The organism is Pseudomonadota bacterium (assembly GCA_016195085.1).
Lineage (GTDB): Bacteria > Pseudomonadota > Alphaproteobacteria > SHVZ01 > SHVZ01 > JACQAG01.
Genome location: JACQAG010000060.1, coordinates 81,281 through 101,739, shown reverse-complemented (window position 1 = coordinate 101,739; position 20,459 = coordinate 81,281). Strand labels below are relative to the sequence as shown.

General features: G+C 67.5%; 16 protein-coding genes. 10 read left to right on the top strand and 6 right to left on the bottom strand.

Features of this window, described 5'->3' with window-relative positions; translation table 11 throughout:
* Window positions 1-42: 42 nt before the first annotated feature.
* Window positions 43-936 (bottom strand): LysR family transcriptional regulator, encoded by an 894-nt coding sequence (locus tag HY058_17750; protein ID MBI3499142.1) that lies wholly within the window; start codon window positions 934-936, stop codon window positions 43-45.
* 176 nt (window positions 937-1,112) lie between these two features.
* Between HY058_17750 and cydC the strand changes: the two genes are divergently transcribed.
* On the top strand, window positions 1,113-4,694 hold the full coding sequence (gene cydC / locus HY058_17745) for a thiol reductant ABC exporter subunit CydC (protein MBI3499141.1): 3,582 nt from the start codon (window positions 1,113-1,115) through the stop codon (window positions 4,692-4,694).
* Between the two features lie 88 nt (window positions 4,695-4,782).
* Entirely contained in the window at window positions 4,783-6,888 is a 2,106-nt protein-coding gene (locus HY058_17740; protein MBI3499140.1) for an EAL domain-containing protein, read from the top strand.
* 2 nt (window positions 6,889-6,890) lie between these two features.
* Here HY058_17740 and HY058_17735 read toward each other — a convergent pair whose 3' ends face one another.
* Window positions 6,891-7,580 (bottom strand): SOS response-associated peptidase, encoded by a 690-nt coding sequence (locus tag HY058_17735; protein ID MBI3499139.1) that lies wholly within the window; start codon window positions 7,578-7,580, stop codon window positions 6,891-6,893.
* 109 nt (window positions 7,581-7,689) lie between these two features.
* On the opposite strand from HY058_17735, the gene HY058_17730 reads away from it, so the two are divergent.
* Together HY058_17730 and cysQ are read left to right on the top strand one after the other, a co-directional pair.
* Window positions 7,690-10,029 carry a xanthine dehydrogenase family protein molybdopterin-binding subunit gene (locus HY058_17730; protein MBI3499138.1) on the top strand — a complete coding sequence of 780 codons (2,340 nt, stop codon included), beginning with the start codon at window positions 7,690-7,692 and terminating at the stop codon, window positions 10,027-10,029.
* 76 nt (window positions 10,030-10,105) lie between these two features.
* A complete protein-coding gene (gene cysQ, locus HY058_17725; protein ID MBI3499137.1) occupies window positions 10,106-10,879 on the top strand; it encodes a 3'(2'),5'-bisphosphate nucleotidase CysQ in 774 nt (257 codons plus the stop codon).
* On the opposite strand, the gene HY058_17720 is transcribed toward cysQ, so the two are convergent.
* Window positions 10,851-11,495 (bottom strand): ParA family protein, encoded by a 645-nt coding sequence (locus tag HY058_17720; GenBank protein ID MBI3499136.1) that lies wholly within the window; start codon window positions 11,493-11,495, stop codon window positions 10,851-10,853. The genes cysQ and HY058_17720 overlap by 29 nt on opposite strands.
* 108 nt (window positions 11,496-11,603) lie before the next feature.
* On the opposite strand from HY058_17720, the gene HY058_17715 reads away from it, so the two are divergent.
* From HY058_17715 to HY058_17690, 6 genes are all read left to right on the top strand, one after another.
* On the top strand, window positions 11,604-12,554 hold the full coding sequence (locus HY058_17715) for a threonylcarbamoyl-AMP synthase (protein ID MBI3499135.1): 951 nt from the start codon (window positions 11,604-11,606) through the stop codon (window positions 12,552-12,554).
* A gap of 79 nt (window positions 12,555-12,633) precedes the next feature.
* Window positions 12,634-14,076, top strand: coding sequence for an FAD-binding oxidoreductase (locus HY058_17710; protein ID MBI3499134.1), 1,443 nt, complete (start codon window positions 12,634-12,636; stop codon window positions 14,074-14,076).
* 4 nt (window positions 14,077-14,080) lie between these two features.
* Window positions 14,081-15,868 (top strand): acyl-CoA dehydrogenase, encoded by a 1,788-nt coding sequence (locus HY058_17705; protein ID MBI3499133.1) that lies wholly within the window; start codon window positions 14,081-14,083, stop codon window positions 15,866-15,868.
* A gap of 106 nt (window positions 15,869-15,974) precedes the next feature.
* Window positions 15,975-16,220, top strand: coding sequence for a toxin-antitoxin system (locus HY058_17700; GenBank protein MBI3499132.1), 246 nt, complete (start codon window positions 15,975-15,977; stop codon window positions 16,218-16,220).
* Complete coding sequence (locus tag HY058_17695; protein ID MBI3499131.1) at window positions 16,217-16,633, top strand: type II toxin-antitoxin system VapC family toxin; 417 nt, start codon at window positions 16,217-16,219, stop codon at window positions 16,631-16,633. Before HY058_17700 ends, HY058_17695 begins: the two co-directional genes overlap by 4 nt.
* Window positions 16,634-16,657: 24 nt before the next feature.
* The gene (locus HY058_17690; GenBank protein ID MBI3499130.1) at window positions 16,658-18,139 is read left to right on the top strand and encodes a M81 family metallopeptidase; all 1,482 of its coding nucleotides are present in this window, start codon (window positions 16,658-16,660) and stop codon (window positions 18,137-18,139) included.
* A 37-nt stretch (window positions 18,140-18,176) separates the two neighbouring features.
* On the opposite strand, the gene HY058_17685 is transcribed toward HY058_17690, so the two are convergent.
* The 3 genes from HY058_17685 to HY058_17675 all read right to left on the bottom strand — a co-directional run bounded on the left by HY058_17685 (window position 18,177) and on the right by HY058_17675 (window position 20,359).
* On the bottom strand, window positions 18,177-18,749 hold the full coding sequence (locus tag HY058_17685; GenBank protein MBI3499129.1) for a hypothetical protein: 573 nt from the start codon (window positions 18,747-18,749) through the stop codon (window positions 18,177-18,179).
* A 122-nt stretch (window positions 18,750-18,871) separates the two neighbouring features.
* Window positions 18,872-19,459, bottom strand: coding sequence for a hypothetical protein (locus tag HY058_17680; protein MBI3499128.1), 588 nt, complete (start codon window positions 19,457-19,459; stop codon window positions 18,872-18,874).
* 159 nt (window positions 19,460-19,618) lie between these two features.
* On the bottom strand, window positions 19,619-20,359 hold the full coding sequence (locus HY058_17675) for an SDR family oxidoreductase (GenBank protein MBI3499127.1): 741 nt from the start codon (window positions 20,357-20,359) through the stop codon (window positions 19,619-19,621).
* Window positions 20,360-20,459 lie beyond the last annotated feature (100 nt).

Genomic DNA, 20,459 nt, shown 5'->3' with positions numbered 1-20,459 from the left:
GACGGCGTGTCGGCACGACTCGCGTTTCAATGCGATCCGGTCCTAGGCGACGAGCCGGCCTTCGATCCGGGCGCGTTCCTCTTGGAAGAGCCGGATGAGCGCATCCATGATCGCGCGAATACGGGGAAGCGCCCTGAGATCCCGGTGCACGAGCAGCCATTGGTCGGCCGCGACCTCTTCCAGGATCGCGCTCTGCCGGCTGAGCCGCGGATCGCCGTCGCCGAGATAGCAAGGCAACACCGCAAGGCCCGCTCCCGACCGGACCGCCTCATGCATGACGAGCCAATTGTTGACGCGCACCTCCGGCCTGGCGCCGTCGAGGAGATCGAGCACCCAAGCTTGGCCCGGCATGTAGTTGTGATCATCGTCGAAGCCGACCCAGGGCAGACGGCGAAGCGCTTCTCGAGTGGCGTCGCCGACATTGAGATGCGGACCGCCGTAGACGGCATAGGCGACGCGCCCGAGACGGCGCGTCACGATGCTGGCGAGATCCGGCACCTCTTCGCGAATGAGGAGATCGGCCTCGCGGCGCGACAGATTGGCGAGCTGGTGGCTCGCCACCAGCTCGAGCTCGACGCATTGCAAACCCGATCGAAGACGCGGCAAGTGGCCGGCGATGAAGCCGGCCATGGCCTCGCCCGCAGACAGGCGCACGACGCCACGGGCGGTGTCATTAAGGCCGGCGCTGCGGCGGTGGATTGATTCGGCGGCGCGCTCCATCGCCTGAGCATCGGCCATGAGCTCCTCGCCCGCGGCGGTCAGAACGAAACGATCGGGCAGGCGGTCGAAGAGCTTCGCCCCGATCGTATCTTCGAGGGCTTTGATGCGGCGGGCCACGGTCGGATGGCTGACCTCGAGCCGACGCGCCGCGGCGGTGAGCTTGCCTTCCCCGGCGAGCGTCAAGAACACACGGAAGTCGTTCCAATCGGCGATCATCGGCGAGCTCTGGTTATCTTCCGTACAAAAATGTACGAACAATCTTCTATATTGTCGAGCGCTGAACGCTGGCATCCAGACTATCCTTTGCCGTAGCGCAACTCGGGCGATTGTCGGATCGTCGCCCCGTCCGAGGCACGCGAACGCCCTGTAAGCCTCGGAGCCGGAGATAAGTCATGCATTTCGAGCCGCGTCTGTGGAGCTTCACCCGAGGCATCCGGCTTCGCATCCTCTGGGCGGTCGCCATCGGCCTCTTGGCCGTCGGCTTCGGCGTGGCGCGGCTCGGGCTGCTGGGCTGGCTGATCGGCCGCGTGTTCGCCGGCAGCGATCTCGCGGACCTGGCGCTGCCGGTGGCGGCCGTCGCCCTGGTCATGGGATTGCGCGGCGTCTTCGAGCATTGGCGCACCATGATCGCCCATGAAACCGCCGCCGGCGTTCAGAAGCGGTTGCGCCGGACCATCTACGACAAGATCGCCGCGCTTGGTCCCGGCACCGTCAGCCGGCAGCGCTCGGGCGCGCTCACCTTGTCGATGACCGATGGGGTCGAGCAGCTCGAGACCTATTTCGGCCAATTCCTGCCGCAGTTCCTCATCGCCCTGATGACGCCGATCCTGATCTTCGCCGCCGTCGCCTGGATCGATCTGCCGGTGGCAATGGTGATGTTCCTATTCGCACTGGTGGCCTTGTTCGCTCCCGCACTCTGGCACCGCTGGGATAGCGCCAACGCCCGCCAGCGGCAGAAGGCCTATGCCGGATTCGCGGCCGAGTTCCTCGATTCGATCCAGGGCCTCGTCACCTTGAAGGCCTTCGGGCAGAGCAAGGCGCGCGCCGACAGGCTCGAGCACGAGGCCCGCGATCTGTTCCGGCGCACCATGTGGGTGCTCGCCACCAACGCTCTCGCCCGCGGCATCACCGACACCGCGATCGCCTCGGGCGCCGCCGCCGCGCTCGCAGTGGGCGCCTTTCGCGTCGAGGCGGGCGCCATGGAGCTGACCCAGCTCCTTATCATCCTGATGCTGGGTGCCGAGATCTTCCGACCGATGCGCGAGCTCCGGACCGTGCTGCACCAGGGCATGGTCGGCATGTCGGCCGCGCACGGCATCTATCAGATCCTCGACGACCATCCGGCGGTGGCCGACGCGCCGACGCAGGGCCTGGAGCGGCCGCTCGAGCCCAGCATCGCTTTCGAAGGCGTGCGCTTCGCCTATTCCAGCCAGGGCCGGGTGGTCCACGACCGCCTCGAATTCCGCGTGGCCCAAGGCGAACGGATCGGCCTCGTCGGCCCTTCGGGGGGCGGCAAGTCATCGATCGTGCGTCTCCTGCTCAGGTTCTACGATCCGGACCAGGGTCGAATTCGGATCGGCGGCTACGATCTCCGCCGCCTGTCCTTTGCCGAGATCCGCTCGATGATCTCCGTCGTCAACCAGGATACCTTCCTCTTTCATGGCACGGTCGAAGAGAACATCCGCCTCGGCCGGCCCGATGCCAGCCACGCGGATATCGAGGCGGCGGCGCGGGCGGCCAATATCCATGACTTCGTCATGACGCTGCCTGAGGGCTACCAGACGGTGGTCGGCGAGAAGGGCATCAAGCTCTCCGGCGGTCAGCGCCAGCGCGTCGCCATCGCCCGCGCACTGCTCCGCGACACGCCGATTCTAGTGCTGGACGAGGCCTTGTCGGCGGTCGACGCCGAAAACGAGGCGGTGATTCAGGCGGCCCTCGACCGGCTCATGCGCGGACGGACGACGCTGATCCTGGCGCACCGGCTCTCCAGCGTGATCGATTGCGATCGGATCCTGGTGCTGGATCAAGGTCGCGTCGTCGACAGCGGCCGGCACGAGGAGCTGATGCAGAGGGGTGGGGTCTACGCCCGGCTGATGGCGGAGCAAACCCGCGAGTCGGCGCATTCCGCCAAAACAGGTGCGGCGACCACGGCGCGCGCGGTCGAGAGCATTGCCGACGTGCCGGGCGGGGCGATCAAGCCGGTGACCGAGGGCATCATCAAGGCCGAGGGGCTGAGCTGGTATCAGCTCGTCGCCGAGCTCATGAAGGTGATCCTGCCCTGGCGCGGCCGGCTCGCCGTCACTTTCATTTTGGGCGTGCTGCGCGTGCTCGCCTTCATCGGCGTCGGCGCCGTCAGCGCGCTCGTGGTGCTGGCGCTCAAGAACGGCCAGCCTTACCTACCCTGGCTCTGGGCGCTCGCCGTGCTGGCCCCGCTCTCGGGCGTCATGCATTGGCTCGAGTCGTGGTTGGCTCATGACATCGCGTTTCGCCTGTTGGCGGAGATGCGGATCGACGCGTTCCGCAAGCTCGACGCGTTGGCCCCGGCCTATCTGGTGCGGCGCCGGACCGGCGATCTCTTGGCGCTGGCGACACACGACATCGAGCTGGTCGAGTATTTTTTCGCCCACACCGTGGCGCCGGCCTTCGTCGCCATCCTGATCCCGGCGATGGTGCTGGCGGTCCTGGGTTCGGTCAGCCCATGGATGGCGCTGGCGCTCGTGCCTTTTCTGCTGGCGGTCGGATTGAGCCCGCTGCTGATGCGCAAGCGCGTGGATCGCCTGGGATCCGAGGCGCGCGAGGCGGCGGGCGAGCTCGGCGCCTTCGCCGTCGATTCGGTCCAGGGGCTGGCCGAGATCGTCGCCTTCCAGCAGGAGGACGCGCGCGGCCGGCGGCTGGACGCGCTCTCGGAGCGCTACATCGAGCTCCGCCTGCCGTTCTATCGCGAGCTGACCTTGCAGCACAGCCTGCTGGAGGTGTTCACCGGGCTCGGCGGCCTCGCCGTGGTGGCGACCGGCGCCTTCCTTGCTACCGGCGGGCGGATCGACGCCGGGGTCCTGCCCCTGCTGACGCTGTTGGCGATGGCGGCCTTTCTGCCGGTCTCCGAGATTGCCCAGATCGGCCGGCAGCTCGCCGACACTCTGGGTGCCACCAGGCGCCTCTACGGGCTGGCGAACGAGCCCGTGCCGGTGACCGACGGGCCAGGCGTGCCCGCGCAAGGGCGGCTCGCCGCGATTGCGCTCGAAGGCGTTAGCTTCGCCTATCCCGGACAGAACCGGCAGGCCCTCAGCCGGGTCAGCTTCGCCATTCCCGCCGGCAAGACCCTGGCGCTGGTCGGCACCTCGGGTGCGGGAAAGACCACAACGGCGCAGCTCCTGATGCGCTTCTGGGACCCGGACGAAGGTCGAATCAGCTTGAACGGTGCCGATCTCCGCCGATTCCGGCTCGACGATCTGCGCCGGTTGATCGCGCTCGTCGCGCAAGACACCTATCTCTTCAACGACTCGCTCAGGAACAACATCCTCATCGCACGACCAGAGGCCAGCGAAGCCGAGCTCCGCCAAGCGGTCGAGCACGCCTCGCTCGGCGATCTCCTCGAAGCGCTTCCCGAGGGTCTCGATGCGCGCGTGGGCGAGCGCGGAACCAGCCTGTCGGGCGGCCAACGCCAACGCGTCGCCATCGCCCGCGCCTTCCTCAAGGATGCCCCGGTCCTGATCCTGGACGAGGCCACCTCGCATCTGGACGCGCTCAACGAGCAGGCAGTCCGCAGCGCGCTTGACCGGCTGCAGACCGACCGGACCACGATCGTCATCGCCCATCGCCTCTCGACGGTGCGCGATGCGCATCTGATCGTGGTCCTGGACGAGGGGCGCGTGGCCGAGACCGGCACGCACGAGACCCTCTTGGCGAAGGGCGGGCTCTACGCTCAGCTGGTTTCCCGCCAGCTCGCCTCCGCCATCGCGGTGGCCGCGCAGTGAGGCTCCGCGTTAAGCCTTGAGGCGAGGGCCGGCGTGACAGAAGGCCTCGCCGTCGCTACATTCGGCCGGTCCCGATCAAGGCTCCTCGATGACGCTTCGTCGTCCTGCTTCCGCCCATATGGATGATGGCGGACCTGAAGCGACGCTCCGCGCGGCGCTCGACGGTCTCAGCCAGGGCGTGGCGGCTTTCGACGCCTCCGGGCATCTCATCGCCTGCAACCGGCGGTTCTCCGAGCTTCTGGAGCTCGAGCCGGAAACCATGGCCCAGGACGGGGTCGAGCTGCCGCAGTTGGCTATGCATCTTGCCGAACGGGGCGATCTCGGGCCTGGCGATCCTTCCCAGCTCGGCCATTGGCTCGCGGGCAAGCTCGGGACGGGCGAGGGGGGCCCGCGCGAGCACCTGACCCCGGGCGGGCGCATCCTCGAGATTGTCAGCAAGGGCCTGCCGGGCGGCGGCACCACGCTGGTCCTCTCCGACGTGACCACCGCGGCGCAGCTCAAGGCCAGCGAAGAGCGCTACGCGCTCGCCGCGCGCGGCGCCAATGACGGGTTGTGGGACTGGGATCTCATGACCGAGCGCGTGTTTTTCTCCAGCCGCTGGAAGCAGATCCTGGGATATGCCGAGGAAGACATCGGCGACAAGTCGGGAGAATGGATCGACCGCATCCATGCCGAAGACGTGGAGCGGGTCACCGCCCAGCTCGACAGCCACCTGGTGGGCCGCGTGCCGCATTTCGAGTCCGAGCATCGCCTGCGCCACATGAATGACAGCTATCTCTGGGTCCTGGTGCGGGGTCTGGCGGTGCGCGACGCCGAAGGCCGCGCCTACCGCATTGCCGGATCCTTGACCGACATCACCGCGCGCAAGCGGGCCGAGGAGCAGGCGATCCACGAGGCGCTCCACGACGCCTTGACCAAGCTGCCGAACCGGGCCCTCCTCGTCGACCGCCTGGCGCAGGCCATTGCCCGCAGCCATCGCCATGGCGGCACCGGCTTTGCGCTGCTTTGCCTCGATCTCGACCGCTTCAAGGTCGTCAACGACAGCCTCGGCCACCGGCGCGGCGACGAGCTGTTGGCGGCCATTGCGCTCCGCCTGCAGTCGAGCGTCGGCCTCGGCGACACGGTCGCCCGTCTCGGCGGCGACGAGTTCGCGGTCCTGCTCGAGGAGGCGCACTCGCCCGAGGAGGCGCGACGGGCCGCCGAAACGCTCCTCGGCGCGCTGGCGCTCCCCGTGCGCATCGACAGCCACGACATCGTCACCACCGGATCGATCGGCATCGCCCACAGCGTCGACAAGTATGAGCGGGCGGAGGACATGCTGAGGGACGCCGAGCTCGCCATGTACCGCGCCAAGTCCTTGGGCAAGGCCAGGGCCGAGCTGTTCGATCCGAGCCTGCACACGCACGCGATCAAGCTCTTGACCCTCGATACCGACCTCCGCCGCGCGATCGAGCGCCAGGAGCTGGTGCTGCATTACCAGCCGATCGTCTCCCTCGAGACCGGACGGGTCGCCGGCTTCGAAGCGCTCTTGCGCTGGCAGCACCCGCAGCGCGGCCTGCTGTCGCCCGCCGAGTTCGTGCCGGTGGCCGAGGAGACCGGGCTCATCGTCGATCTCGGCGCCTGGGTCTTGAGCGAGGCCTGCGCCCGCATGCAGGAATGGCAGCAGCGTTTTCCCAGCAATCCGCCGCTGACGGTGAGCGTCAACCTGTCGATCCGGCAGTTCAACCAGATCGACCTGGTGGGCGACGTGGTGGAAACCTTGAGCCGGTCGGGCTGGAAGGCCGAGCATCTGAAGCTGGAGCTCACCGAGACCGCCCTCATGCAGAACACCAACCGCGCCCGCGAGATCCTGAACCAGCTGAAGGCGCTCGACATCCGCCTGTCGCTCGACGATTTCGGCACCGGCTATTCATCGCTCAGCTACCTCCACACCTTCCCGATCGATACCCTCAAGATCGATCAGTCGTTCGTCGCCAACATGGTGCATGACCGCGGCAATCTGGAGATCGTGCGCTCGATCGTGCTGCTCGCCCACAATCTGGACATGGACGTGGTCGCCGAAGGGGTGGAGACGGCGGAGCAGGTAGCCCAGCTCCGCGCGCTCGATTGCGAATTCGCGCAAGGCTACCTCTTCGCCCGCCCCCTCGACCGCGCCCAGGCCGAAGCCCTGTTGGCGCTGCGCCAGCGCTGGTAGCCTCAGAACAGCGTCGGCGCCGCCGGCGCGGCCGGCCGAATGCACTCTTCATCGTCATTGCGCACGAAATTGACCCGCATCGAGACCGCGTAGGCCGAGATGAGGCCCTTCGGGCTCGGGCGCAAGAGCTCGAGCTGGCGCGGCAGCTGCGCCGGATCGGGATCGAGCCAGAGCGCATAGTCCTCGGGTGCCAGGATCACCGGCATGCGATCGTGGATATGGGCGATGTCCTCGCCGGCGACGGTGGTGATGAGGGCGAAGCTCTCGATCGGCTCGCCCGCGGGCGAACGCCAGCCTTCCCAGATGCCGGCGATGGCGAAGGGGCCGCCGGCCTTGAGCACGATGCGGTAGGGCTGCTTCGCCTTGCCTTCCTGTCGCCACTCATAATATCCGTCCGCCAGCACCAGGCAGCGACGCTGGCGCAAGGCGGTGCGGAACGCCGGCTTCTCGGCCACCGACTCGGTGCGGGCATTGATGCATTTGGCGCCAATGGTCGCGTCCTTCGCCCAGGACGGGATCAATCCCCAGCGCAGCAGCACCAGCCGGCGGCGACCACCTTCTTCCGGGCGCACCACGGGCATCATCTGCGTCGGCGCCACATTGTAGCGCGGTTCCAGATTGAGCAGATCCATGAACGCCATCAGCTGGCGCAGCGCCTCGGTCGGCGTGATCAGGCTATAGCGACCGCACATGCAATCATCGCTCCCGTATCGGCGCCCGACCGACCCACTGGTCCGGGGCCATGACGCACCCTATGATCGACGTCACACGCTCGCATCATTCGCAATGGGTCACGCGGTTATGGGAAAGTTCGGTTTCGGTCAATCGATCAAACGCAAGGAAGATAGCCGGTTCCTGACCGGACAGGGTCGCTATACCGACGACATCAATCTGCCGGGCCAAGCCCATCTCTATGTGGTGCGTTCGCCGCACGCGCACGCCTCGTTCACGATCAAGGACACCGCCAAGGCCGCAAAGATGCCGGGAGTGGCCGGCGTCCTGATCGGCGCCGACGCGCTCAAGGACGGGCTCGGCGACATTCCCTGCAAGGCGCCGGTCACCAATCGCGACGGCAGCATGTCCTATTCGCCGCCTTATCCCGTGCTTGCCAGCGATGCCGTGCGCCATGTCGGCGACGCGGTGGCCGTCGTCGTCGCCGAGAGCCTGGCCCAGGCCCGCGATGCCGCCGAGCTCATCGACATCGACTGGCAGGAGCAGCCGGCGGTCGCCGACACCGCCGGCGCGCTGGCGCCGGGTGCCGCCTCGGTGTGGCCTCAGGCCAAGAACAATCTGGTGTTCGACTGGGAGCTCGGCAACGAGAAGGCGGCCGATTCCGCCTTCAAGAAGGCACATCATGTGAGCCGGATCGAGCTCGTCAACAACCGGGTGGTGGTGAACTCGATGGAGCCGAGGGGTGCCATCGGCGCCTATGACGCCACAACCGGCCAATACACCCTCTACACCTCCTCCCAGGGCTCCCACACGGTCCAGGGCCTGCTCGGCGAATCCGTGCTCAAGGTCAAGCCGGCGACGATCCGCGTGGTCACGCCCGATGTCGGCGGCGGCTTCGGCATGAAGCTGTTCCTCTACCGCGAGCACGCGCTGGTGACCTGGGCGGCGAAGCGATTCGGCCGGCCGATCAAATGGACCTGCGAGCGGGCGGACGCCTTCCTCTCCGATACGCAAGGCCGCGACCATGTGAGCAAGGCCGAGCTTGCCCTCGACAAGGACGGCAAGTTCCTGGCGCTCAAGGTCTCCACCATCGCCAATCTCGGCGCCTATCTCTCGAATTACGGACCCTTCATCCCGACGCTGGCGGGTACCGGCATGCTGGCCGGGCTCTATTCGACTCCCGCCATTCACGCCCATATCCGCGGCGTCTTCACCCATACCGTGCCGGTCGACGCCTATCGCGGCGCCGGCCGCCCCGAAGCGGCATACTTGGTCGAGCGGCTCGTGGATTTGGCGGCGCGCGAGCTCGGCTTGAGCCCGGCCGAGATCAGGCGGCGCAACTTCATCCAGCCTTCGGCAATGCCGTTCACCACCGCCTTGGGCGAAACCTACGACTCCGGCGAATTCGCCGCCGCCATGGAAAAATGCATGCAGCGCGCCGACTGGGAGGGTGCCGCCAAACGCAAGGCGGACTCCGAGCGCAAGGGCAAGCTCCGCGGCATCGGCATGGCGACTTACGTGGAAGCCTGCGGCGGCGGCGGCCCGGAGTCGGCCTGGATCGAGGTCGATCCGGCCGGTACCATCATCGTCAGGATCGGAACCCAATCCAACGGCCAGGGCCATGAGACTGCCTATGCGCAGCTCGTCGCCGACGGGCTTGGCGTCGACATCGACAAGGTGCGCGTCATCCAAGGCGACACCCAGACGGTGGAAAGCGGCAGCGGCACCGGCGGCTCCCGCTCGCTGCCGGTGGGCGGGGTCTCGCTCTCCGGTGCCGTCACCAAAGTGATCGAGAAAGGCAAGAAGATCGCCGCCCATGTCCTGGAAGCGGCCGAGTCCGACATCGTATTCGACGATGGCCGGTTCGTCATCTCCGGCACCGATCGCTCGATGAGCGTGTTCGAGGCGGCCGCCGCCGCCAAGGATGCGAAGAAGCGGCCGCCGGGCATGGATCCGGGTCTCGATGCCGCCAACACCTTCACGCCGCCGGCATCGACATACCCCAATGGCTGCCATATCGCCGAGGTCGAGGTCGACCCGCTGACCGGCATCGTCAGCGTCGATCGCTACACCATCGTCGACGATTTCGGCACCGTCCTGAATCCGATGCTGGTGCAGGGCCAGGTCCATGGCGGCATCGCCCAGGGGCTGGGCCAAGCGCTGCTGGAAGGCTGCACCTATGATGCCGAGTCCGGTCAGCTGCTGACGGGCTCGTTCATGGATTACTGCATGCCCAGGGCCACCAACATCCCGCCGATCAGCTTCGACATGCACCCGGTCAAATGCCGGACCAACCCGCTCGGCCTCAAGGGCTGCGGCGAGGCCGGCGCCATCGGTGCGCCGCCCACGGTGATCAACGCGCTCATCGATGCGCTCCAGCCCCATGGGGTGAAGCACATCGACATGCCGGCGACGCCGCAGAAGGTGTGGGCGGCGATCAATGGCGGCCTGAAACAGGCAGCCGAGTAGGCACGGCCATCCAAGGGGACCCATCCGCCGTGGCCTTGGCACTGGGTACGTCGGCCGATCGCCGCAGAGGCATGGCATGACGGACTACGCCCGTCTCGTGCCGGAGATCGTCCACATCGCGCGGCGCGCCGGAAGCGAGATCCTCAAGCACTATGCCGGCGACTTCGCGGTCGCGCGCAAGACCGACGACTCGCCGGTCACGGTGGCCGACGGTGCGGCCGAGGCGATCATTCTCGATGCCTTGCGCCGCCTTACCCCGGAGATTCCGACGGTGGCGGAGGAAGAGGTGGCGGCGGGCATCGTCACCGACATTGCCGGCGGCCGCTTCTGGCTCGTCGATCCCCTCGACGGCACCAAGGAGTTCGTCAAGCGCAACGGCGAATTCACCGTCAATATCGGCCTAATTGCCGGCGATACGCCGGCCTTGGGCGTGATCCACGTGCCGGTCACGGGCCTGACCTACGCCGGTGCTGGTCCTGGTTCGGCGTTCCTCGAGGATGCCGGCGGCAAGAGGACGCCGATCGCCTGCCGGGCAGCACCGCCCGAGGGCTTGACCGTGATCGCCAGCCGCTCGCATCCGAGCCCGCGCCTGGATGCGCTCTTGGCCCAATACCAGGTGATGGAGATCAAGCGCTCCGGCAGCGCCGTCAAATTCTGCATTCTGGCGGCCGGCGAGGCCGATCTCTATCCGCGCTTCGGGCGCACCATGGAGTGGGATACGGCGGCCGGGCATGCCATCGTCGAGGCCGCCGGCGGCAGCATGACCGAGCTCGACGGCTCGAAGTTTCGCTATGGCAAACGCGGCTTCGAGAATCCCGGCTTCATTGCCCGCGGCCGGCCGCCCGGGTGAACACCTCCTCGGCAAGCGCTCCGATCTCGGTTGCCGCCGTGCTGGAGGCGGACGACTCGACGATGCCGCGCCCTTCGAGCAAGCTTGCCGCCAAGGCCACGCGATTGCCGATGCTGCTGGTCGCCAGCGGCGTATCCAGCTCGGCCATCTTCGCGCGCATGGCGTCGGCCAGATTGCCGCGCGCCGGCAAGCGGTTCAACACCAACAGCGCCGGGCACTTCTCGCCGCGGGCGAGATCGAGGGTCACCTTCGTCGCCCAGAAATCCATTGGGCTCGGCTGCACCGGCACGACCAGGAGATCGGCCGCGCGGACCGCGATGCGCGCCTCGGTCTCGGCGTGGGGCGGGCTATCGATGATCACCACATCGAAGTCCGGCCTGAGGCGATCGATCTCCGCCGCCAAGCGCCAGCCGGCGATGCAGCGCAGCTCGATCGGCACCGCCTTGGCGACTCTCGCGCGCTCGGCATACCATTTGGTCAGGCTTGCTTGCGGGTCGATATCCACGATCGCCACCCGCTTGCCGGCGACGGCCCAGGCGACCGCAAGATGGGCGACGAGCGTCGTCTTGCCCGCCCCGCCCTTCTGTTGCGCCACCGTGATGACCCGTGCCGCCATCGCTCACCTCGTCCAATTAGGATTGATTGTGCACCGCAGCGAAGAGACAGCACAAGCACGGCCTCGCCGGGCCGGAGGGGGCAGGGCGGCGCCCGGCCGAACACGCCGATGACTGCGCCCGTTCCCGCCAACGCGAAGGCCATCGAGGCGGCTGCGTTCGCGCTTCGCGAGGGGCGGCTCGTCGCCTTTCCGACGGAGACGGTTTATGGCGTCGGTGCCGACGCCACCAGCGATGCCGCCGTCGCCCGCCTCTATGCGGCAAAGGCGCGTCCGAGCTTCAACCCGCTGATCGCGCATGTGGCCGCAGTGGACGACGCCCGCAAGATCGCCCACTTCACCGACACCGCCGATCGCCTGGCCCAGCGATTCTGGCCGGGCCCGCTGACCCTGGTCCTGCCGCGGACGCCCGAATGTGGGGTGAGCCTGCTTGCCTCGGCCGGCCTCGACACGGTGGCGGTTCGGGTGCCGGCACATGACGTTGCCCGGGCGCTGATCCGCGCCGCCGGCCGGCCGATCGTCGCCCCCAGCGCCAACATATCAGGCAAGCTCAGCCCGACCACCGCCGCTGACGTGGCCAACGAGCTCAGTGACAAGGTCGCGATGATCCTGGATGCGGGCCCGTGCCGCATCGGCGTGGAATCGACCGTGCTCGACCTCTCCCGGGAGAAGGCCGCGCTGCTCCGCCCCGGCGGCATCGCGGCCGAGGAGATCGCCGCCCTGATCGGGCCCCTGGAAGACGCGGCGGAGGGCGATCCGATCCGATCGCCGGGGCAGCTCATGAGCCACTACGCGCCCGGTCTCCTGGTGCGGCTGAATGCGATCGACGTCGGCGCCGAGGAGGCGCTCTTAGCCTTCGGCGGGAGCGTGCCGGCGGGAGCGGCCGCCACCCTCAACCTCAGCCCCAAGGGCGATCTGGTCGAGGCGGCCGCCAATCTCTTCGCCTATCTGCGCCGGCTCGATCGGCCGGACTTCACGAGGATCGCGGTCATGCCGATCCCCAATATGGGGCTTGGGCTTGCCATCAACGACCGCCTGGAGCGCGCCGCGGCACCGCGCTGACGGTCTCCCGGGATTGGGCCGGGGGCGCGGCTTGCCGGGCCTGTCGGAAGGCGATACATGAAGAGCCGAGGAGTGACGCATGGCCACCGCCATCCGAAACCGCGCTTCGCCGGATCCGAGTACGCTCGAGCGCATCCGCCGCGCCGTCGGCGACAAGGCCTGCCTCGTCGGCGCGGATGAGATCGAGCCCTATCTCACCGATTGGCGTGGGCTTTGGCACGGCCGGACATCCATGGTGGTCCGCCCCGGCACCGTGGCCGAGGTGGCCGAGGTGATGCGCATCGCGGCCGAGACCGGCACCCCGGTGGTACCCCAGGGTGGCAATACCGGCATGTGCGGCGGTGCCACACCCTATGAGGACGGGGCGGCGATCGTCTTGAGCCTGGGACGTCTCAATCGGGTCCGAGCGATCGACCCGCTCAACTACACGATCACGGTCGAGGCCGGCTGCGTGCTCGCCGACATCCAGCGCCGCGCCGCGGATGCCGACCGGTTCTTCCCCTTGAGCCTCGGCGCCGAGGGCAGCTGCCAGATCGGCGGCAATCTGTCGACCAATGCCGGCGGCACCGCGGTCTTGCGCTACGGCAATGCCCGCGAGCTGGTGCTCGGCCTCGAGGTGGTGTTGCCCGACGGCAGCATCTGGGACGGGCTGCGCTCGCTGCGCAAGGACAATACCGGCTTCGATCTGAAGCAGCTCTTCGTCGGCGCCGAAGGCACGCTCGGCATCATCACGGCTGCGGTCCTGAAGCTGTTCCCGAAACCCCGCGACCGCCGGACGGCGTTCGTAGCACTCCGCGACGTGGAGGCGGCGATCGAGCTGTTGGCGCGCACAAGGGCGGCCACCGGCGATCAGGTCACCACCTTCGAGCTGGTCTCCTGGCCGGTCCTGGAGCTGGTGCTGAAGCACATTCCGGGCACCGTCAATCCGCTCTCCCGGCGCTACGGCCACTATGCCTTGGTCGAGATCACCTCCACCGCCGACCACGATATCGGGCTCGGCGATGCGCTGGAAGAGATGCTGGGCCAAGCCGCCGAGGACGGCTTGGTGCTCGATGCGACGATCGCGCAGAGCGAAGCGCAATCCGCCGCCTTCTGGAAGCTGCGCGAGACCGCGGCGGAGGCGCAGAAGGCGGAGGGTGCTTCGATCAAGCACGACGTCTCCGTGCCGGTCGCCCGCGTGCCGGCGTTCATGCAGGAGGCGCATGCCCGCGTGCTGAAGCTCGAGCCGAAGGCAAGGCTGGTCGCCTTCGGCCATGTCGGCGACGGCAATATCCACTTCAACGTCGCCGAGCCGGTGGGCGGCGATGCGAAGGCGTTCCTCGCCCGCTGGGCGGAGTTCAACCGCGTGGTGCATGACTGCGTGGTGGAGTTCGGCGGCTCGATCTCGGCCGAGCACGGCATCGGCCGCCTCAAGCGCGAGGAGCTCCAGCACTACAAGAGCGCAACCGAGCTCGACCTGATGCGCCGCATCAAGGCGGCCCTCGATCCCAAGGGCATCATGAATCCCGGCAAGGTGCTGTGAGACGATGACGCCCTACGCGCCGCCGATCGAGGATATGCGCTTCGCCCTCAACGAGATCGCCGGCTTGTCGGAGATCGCCGCGCTCCCCGGTTTCGAGGCCGCCGAGCCGGCGCTGGTGGACCAGATCCTGGAGGAGGCCGGGCGCTTTGCCTCGGGCGTGCTGGCGCCGCTCAACCAAGGGGGCGACCGCGAGGGCTCGGTCCTGGAGAACGGCGTGGTGCGCACGCCCAAGGGCTTCGCCGAGGCATATCGCGGCTTCGTCGCCGGCGGTTGGAACAGCGTGCCGTTCGAGCCGGAGCATGGCGGCCAAGGCCTGCCCTGGATGGTGCAAACGGCGCTGGCCGAGATGTGGAGCTCGGCCAATATGAGCTTCTCCCTCTGCCCGATGCTGAACGGCGGCGCCCTCGACCTCCTCGTCCATCATGGCTCGGAGGAGCAGAAGCGGCTCTATCTCGCTAAGCTCGTCTCCGGGGAGTGGACCGGGACCATGAACCTGACCGAGCCGCAGGCCGGCACCGATCTCGGCGCCTTGCGCACCAAGGCGGTGCCTGACGGCAACGCCTACCGCATCACCGGGCAGAAGATCTTCATTACTTATGGCGAGCACGACATGGCCGAGAACATCGTGCACATGGTGCTCGCCCGCACGCCCGATGCCCCGCCCGGCACGCGCGGGATCTCGCTCTTCATCGTGCCGAAATTCCTGGTCAATGGCGACGGCAGCTTGGGCCGACGCAACGATGTGCGCTGCGTGTCGCTCGAGCACAAGCTCGGCATCCACGCCTCGCCCACCTGCGTCTTGGCCTATGGCGACGACGGCGGCGCGCTCGGCACCCTCGTCGGCGGCGAGAATCGCGGCATCGAGTGCATGTTCACGATGATGAACAACGAGCGCATCGGCGTCGGCATCCAGGGTCTGGGCGTGGCCGAGCGTGCCTATCAGCAGGCGAGGGAATTTGCCCGGGTCCGCGTGCAGAGCCGCGCCATCGAGGGCAGCCCCGGCCCGGTGCCGATCATCCGCCATCCCGATGTGCGGCGCATGCTGATCTCGATGAAATCCCAGACCGAGGCGATGCGCGGGCTTGCCTATCAAACCGCGTCCTGGCTCGACCGGGCGCGCCGAGATCCCGACCGCGCTCTCCGCGCGCGCTCCCAGACGCTGGTCGATCTCCTGGTGCCGGTGGTGAAGGCCTGGTGCAGCGATACCGCGGTCGAGATCGCCTCCACCGGCATCCAAGTGCATGGCGGCATGGGCTTCATCGAAGAGACCGGTGCCGCCCAGCACTTGCGCGACGCCAGGATCACGCCGATCTACGAAGGCACCAACGGCATCCAGGCGAACGACCTCGTCGGCCGCAAGGTGGTGCGCGACGGCGGCGAGGCCGCGCGCCTGTTCCTGGCCGAGGTCGAGCGAGCCGCCGAGACGATCGACAGACAACGCGACGAGGGCTTGGCGCCGGTCGGCCAATCGCTCAGCGCCGGGGCGACGGCGCTCGCCGAGGCGACGGACTGGCTGGTTGCGACCTATCCCGGCGACGTCCGCACCGCCGCGGTCGGTGCCGTTCCCTATTTGCGGCTCTTCGGCATCGTCGCCGGCGGCTGGGCCATGGCCCGGGCCGCGACCGCGGCCAAGCGGCAGCTCGCCGGCGCCAACGGCGCCTCGGGCTTTCTCAAGGGCAAGCTCACCACGGCGCGCTTCTACGCCGACCACGTGCTCTCGCAAGCCCCGGCGCTGGTGCGCCAGGTCACCGGCGGCAGCGCCGCCCTCGATCTCGCCGAGGAGCAGTTCTAGCTCTCCTTGAGCGGGATGACCTTCGGGATGGCCAGCCCGGTGGTCAAGCTTGGCTTGGGCCGTCTCGATTGATATCATGATATCGTACGGTCAAAGGAGCACTCCTATGGCGCAGCTCTTGGTTCGCAAGCTCGATGACGACGTCAAGGAGCGTCTCCGCCGCCGCGCCAAAAAGCATGGGCGGAGTCTCGAAGAGGAGGTCCGCGAAATCCTTTCTTCGGCCGCAATGGACAAGCGCGTTGGGATCCCTCTCGGCACGCGCATCGCCTCGCGTTTCGCCGGACTTGGGTTTAATGGAGAGATCGAAGAGCTTCGGGGTCAGCGGCCGCAGCCGGCTCGCTTCCGCAAGTGATCATCCTAGATACCAATGTGATCTCCGCCTTGATGCGCGACACGCCCGATCGGTCCGTCGTCGCTTGGCTGAACCGACAACCGATGGCTTCCGTCTGGACATCGTCGGTGACCGTCTTCGAAGTCCGGTTTGGGCTTGCGCTGTTGCCGCATGGAAGAGCGCGGAGCCGGCTGCAAGAAGCCTTCGAGACGATCCTGGAGCAAGACCTCGAAGACCGTGTCCTGTCCTTCGATGCTCAGGCGGCGACCGCTGCCGCGCTGATTGCCGCGGATCGGCGACGTGCGGGTCGCCCGGTTGAAATCCGTGACACCCAAATCGCCGGCATCGCTGCCGCGCACCGGGCGACGATCGCGACACGGAACCTGCGTCATTTCGAGGATCTCGACCTGTCCGTCGTGAACCCCTGGAACTAGCCCCTTCCTCCGGAGCGTCCGCCCATGCGCCTGGTCGTAGCCATGATGATGCACGAGACCAACATCTTCTCGCCGGTGCCGACGGAATGGTCGCGCTTCGTCGAGCGTGGGGCCTACGAGGGCGAGGCGGCCAGGCGCGCCTTCCAGGGGACCAACACCGCGTTTGCGGCGTTTCTGGAGCTGGCCGATGCGGCGGGAGCCGAGACCGTCATTCCCATCGCAGCACAGGCGGCACCCTCGCGCCCGGTCGCGCGCCGGGCTTATGAGCACATGACCAATGCCATCGCCGATGCGGTGGCGAAAGGCTGCGACGGCGCGCTTCTCGATCTGCACGGCGCAATGGTGTCGGAGACCACCGAGGATGGCGAGGGCACGCTGCTCGAGCGGCTGCGGCAGATCGCGCCGGGCCTGCCGATCGCCGTCGCCCTCGATCTCCACTGCAACTTGACCCAGGCGATGGTCGAGAACGCGACCGCCATGGTCGGCTACAAGACCTATCCGCATATCGACATGCACGAGGCCGGACGCCATGTCGGACGGATCGTGCTCGATGCCATGGCCGGCAAATCGAACCCGGTGATGGCATGGGGCCAGGTGCCGCTCCTGTCGCAAACCCTCCGCCAGGGCACCGACGACGAGCCGATGCGCGGCCTGCAGGAAGCCGCCCGTCTGGCGGAGCGGGGCGGCGTTCTGGCGGCGACCGTGTTCGGCGGCTTTCCCTTGGCCGACATCAAGGATGCCGGCACCTCGGTCGTGGTCGTCGCCGATGGCGACCGCGCCGGAGCCCGGCGGGCCCGCGACCGGCTCTTGGATCTTGCCTGGGCCGGGCGCGAGGAGTTCATCTACCGTCACCGCCCCTTGGCCGAGACCGTGGCCGAGGCGAAAACGCTGACCGACGGCCCGATCGTGCTCCTTGATCACGCCGACAACTGCGCCTCCGGCGGCACCCAGGATGTGATGACGGTGATCGCCGAGGTGATGCGTCAGGACCTGGCCGACGTCGCGGTCGCAGCGGTGTGGGATCCGGACGCCGTCAAAGCCATGCAGAAGGCCGGCGTCGGCCGCCGGGTGACGCTCACGCTCGGCGGCAAGATGGACATGCCCGCCATCGGCGAAACCGGCCGCCCGCTCGAGGTGACCGGCACGGTCAAGGCCTTGACCGACGGCGAGTGGACCGTCAGCGGACCGATGGCGACCGGCATTCGGGTGCATATGGGTGCCACCGCCGTCATCGACACCGGCAAGGTCGAGATCGTGGTCGTCTCCCACCACCATGAGCCGTTCGATACCGGCGTGTTCACCTCGGTCGGCATCGATCCGCGAAAGAAGCGGTATCTGCTGTTGAAGTCGCGGATCCATTGGCGCGCCGGCTTCAAGCCCCTCGCCCGGCACACGCTCACCCTCGACGGCAGCGGCGTCACCACCTCCGACAACGGCCGGCTCGCGTTTAGCAAGGTGAGGCGGCCGATCTATCCCCTCGATCGGATCAACGACTGGCGACGATGACGTTGCGGTCGGCCATCACTGGTCGATCCGTATGTGCCTAATCCGCTGGGAACTCGGGAATGTCGTGGCCATTGCCGTTGAATTGCGGCTCGAACAGCGTCGCCATCGAATGCCGCGCGAATTGCCGAAATAGCGGCGATTCCGACCCCGGGATCGGCGCCGACCAGGCGCCGGCGGCAATGATCGGACGGGTCTCGTTACAAAACACCACGAGCGCGGTCAGCTGGTCGGTTGTCGCGACCCGGCGCGCCGGGACGTTCGGGTCGCAGATTTGTGCGGACGATGTCGAGGGCGCCACATTGAAATCATAGACGACCCGCCATTCCGGCCGGCCGGCTTCGGCGGGGTCCGCCGTGAATCGGGCCGGAATGCCGGGGATGACGCCGAATGCCGCAGTGGCGATGGTGGAAGCGACGACGGGGGGCGGGACCGGGAATGGATTGTCGCGGACTTCGAGCAAGACCGGGCCCGCACTCGCCGCCCATCCCAGGAACGAACGGGCAGAGGTAGGTTGATAGGGCTGGCCGTAGTTGATGGTCCTCAAACCGGTGCAGGACAGCAATCCGACGGCCACCAGACCGAGGCAGGCCGCACGATGATAGGACAGCATGGCAACCCTCATCCGGCGATAGAAGGCACGCGCTTCCAGCGTAATTGTAGCGTGCCGCCTATTGCAGCACCATGGTCGATGCGGGCAATACCGTAAGGACCAGCAGACGCTGCGTGTCGTCGCTACATGCCGCGTCTCGGTATGGGGTTGGCGTTGTCGCTGCCCGGATGGTGGTCGGTGAACAGATCGAAGGTGACACGTTGGGCGACTTGCCGGAGCGCCATCGTATCGCCGGGCGCCACCGGCGGCGCCGAGACGCCGATGGCCGCGACCGGGTTTCGCTCGAAGCAGAAAGCCACCATCAGCTCGAGCCGATCCCCAGGCGGGCGATGCGGCAAGATGCGCGAATCATCGCAGATTTGCGCCGAGGTGACGCTCAGAGCCGGATAGAAGGTATAGACCACGCGCACCTGCGGCTGGCCGGCCTCGGCGGGGTTGGCGGTGAACCGGGCCCGAATCCGCGATGGTATTTGGCTGGACGCATCGGCGATCGTCGCCGCCGCCGCGGCATCGGCACCCGGGAAAGGGGCATCGCGGAGCTGCAGCCAGACCGGCCCCGGAGCCGCCGCCCACTGGAGATAGTCGCGCGCGTATTCGGGGCTGAGAGAGTAATTGACCGTGCGGATAGGGCCGTCGCTGGCGCAGCCCGCGAGCGCGGCAAGGATCAGGCTCGCGATCAAATGCCGCATCGGCGATGATTCGGTCGTCATGGCTCAAGCATCCTCACCAGTGATTGCACTCGTGATCCGCCCCCGATGTGGCCAATTATCGCGCTTTGGCAAGGTGACTGCCAAGCCTCGGCATCAATCACGATCGCATGAGCGCCGCCGGCCTTACCCGCGCGCATCCGTGCACGGGGCGCGGTCGCCTCACATCGTGAGCCCGCCATCGATGATAAAGAGCTGGCCGGTCGCATAGGCGGATTCATCGGAGCCGAGATAGACGGCGATATGGGCCATCTCCTCGGCGTTGCCGAGGCGACCCATGGGCTGGCGGGCGATGAAGGCCTGGCGCGCCGCTTGTGGATCGGCAGCGGTGTTGATGCGCTCCTCCAAGGACGGCGTGTCGATCGTGCCAGGGCAGATGGCGTTGCAGCGAATGCCCTTGCTCACGGTGTCGGCGGCGACCGACTTGGTGAGGCCGATGACCGCTGCCTTGGTCGTGCCGTAGATGAAGCGGTTGGGCAGCCCCCTGATCGAAGAGGCAACCGAGGCCATGTTGATGATGGAGCCGCGGCGGCGCTCGACCATGGCCGGCAGGAAGGCACGAATCATCCGATACATCGAACGGAGGTTGAGATCGACCGAGAACTCGAAGTCCTTCTCCTCGCAGTCGAGGATGGTGCCGCTGTGAACGTAGCCGGCGCAGTTGTAGAGCACGTCGACGGCGCCGATCTCCTTGGCGGCGGCCCGCACCTGGGCCGGATCCAAGACATCGAGACGCCGCACATGCACGTTCGGCAGCTTGGCGAGGCGGGAGAGCTTGCCCGCATCGACATCGGTTGCATGCACGATGGCGCCTTCGCGCTGAAAGGCTTCGGCCGCCGCCTTGCCCATGCCCTGCCCGGCTGCGGTGATCACCGCGATCTTTCCCGCCATCCGTCCGACCATCCTCTACTCCCTCGCCTTGTGCCCGCGCCGCGGGCTCTGCTTGACCATCTTGCCCCGAGGGCGGTTTTTTGGAGAGGGTGGGGACCACTCCCTCCCCTAC

Coding starts and splice junctions, on each gene's coding strand:
- HY058_17680 (MBI3499128.1), bottom strand. CDS start 19,459: ATGACGACCGAATCATCGCCGATGCGGCATTTGATCGCGAGCCTGATC.
- HY058_17720 (MBI3499136.1), bottom strand. CDS start 11,495: ATGGCGGCACGGGTCATCACGGTGGCGCAACAGAAGGGCGGGGCGGGC.
- HY058_17740 (MBI3499140.1), top strand. CDS start 4,783: ATGACGCTTCGTCGTCCTGCTTCCGCCCATATGGATGATGGCGGACCT.
- HY058_17730 (MBI3499138.1), top strand. CDS start 7,690: ATGGGAAAGTTCGGTTTCGGTCAATCGATCAAACGCAAGGAAGATAGC.
- HY058_17700 (MBI3499132.1), top strand. CDS start 15,975: ATGGCGCAGCTCTTGGTTCGCAAGCTCGATGACGACGTCAAGGAGCGT.
- cydC (MBI3499141.1), top strand. CDS start 1,113: ATGCATTTCGAGCCGCGTCTGTGGAGCTTCACCCGAGGCATCCGGCTT.
- HY058_17690 (MBI3499130.1), top strand. CDS start 16,658: ATGCGCCTGGTCGTAGCCATGATGATGCACGAGACCAACATCTTCTCG.
- HY058_17735 (MBI3499139.1), bottom strand. CDS start 7,580: ATGTGCGGTCGCTATAGCCTGATCACGCCGACCGAGGCGCTGCGCCAG.
- HY058_17685 (MBI3499129.1), bottom strand. CDS start 18,749: ATGCTGTCCTATCATCGTGCGGCCTGCCTCGGTCTGGTGGCCGTCGGA.
- HY058_17715 (MBI3499135.1), top strand. CDS start 11,604: ATGACTGCGCCCGTTCCCGCCAACGCGAAGGCCATCGAGGCGGCTGCG.
- HY058_17750 (MBI3499142.1), bottom strand. CDS start 936: ATGATCGCCGATTGGAACGACTTCCGTGTGTTCTTGACGCTCGCCGGG.
- HY058_17705 (MBI3499133.1), top strand. CDS start 14,081: ATGACGCCCTACGCGCCGCCGATCGAGGATATGCGCTTCGCCCTCAAC.
- HY058_17710 (MBI3499134.1), top strand. CDS start 12,634: ATGGCCACCGCCATCCGAAACCGCGCTTCGCCGGATCCGAGTACGCTC.
- HY058_17675 (MBI3499127.1), bottom strand. CDS start 20,359: ATGGTCGGACGGATGGCGGGAAAGATCGCGGTGATCACCGCAGCCGGG.
- cysQ (MBI3499137.1), top strand. CDS start 10,106: ATGACGGACTACGCCCGTCTCGTGCCGGAGATCGTCCACATCGCGCGG.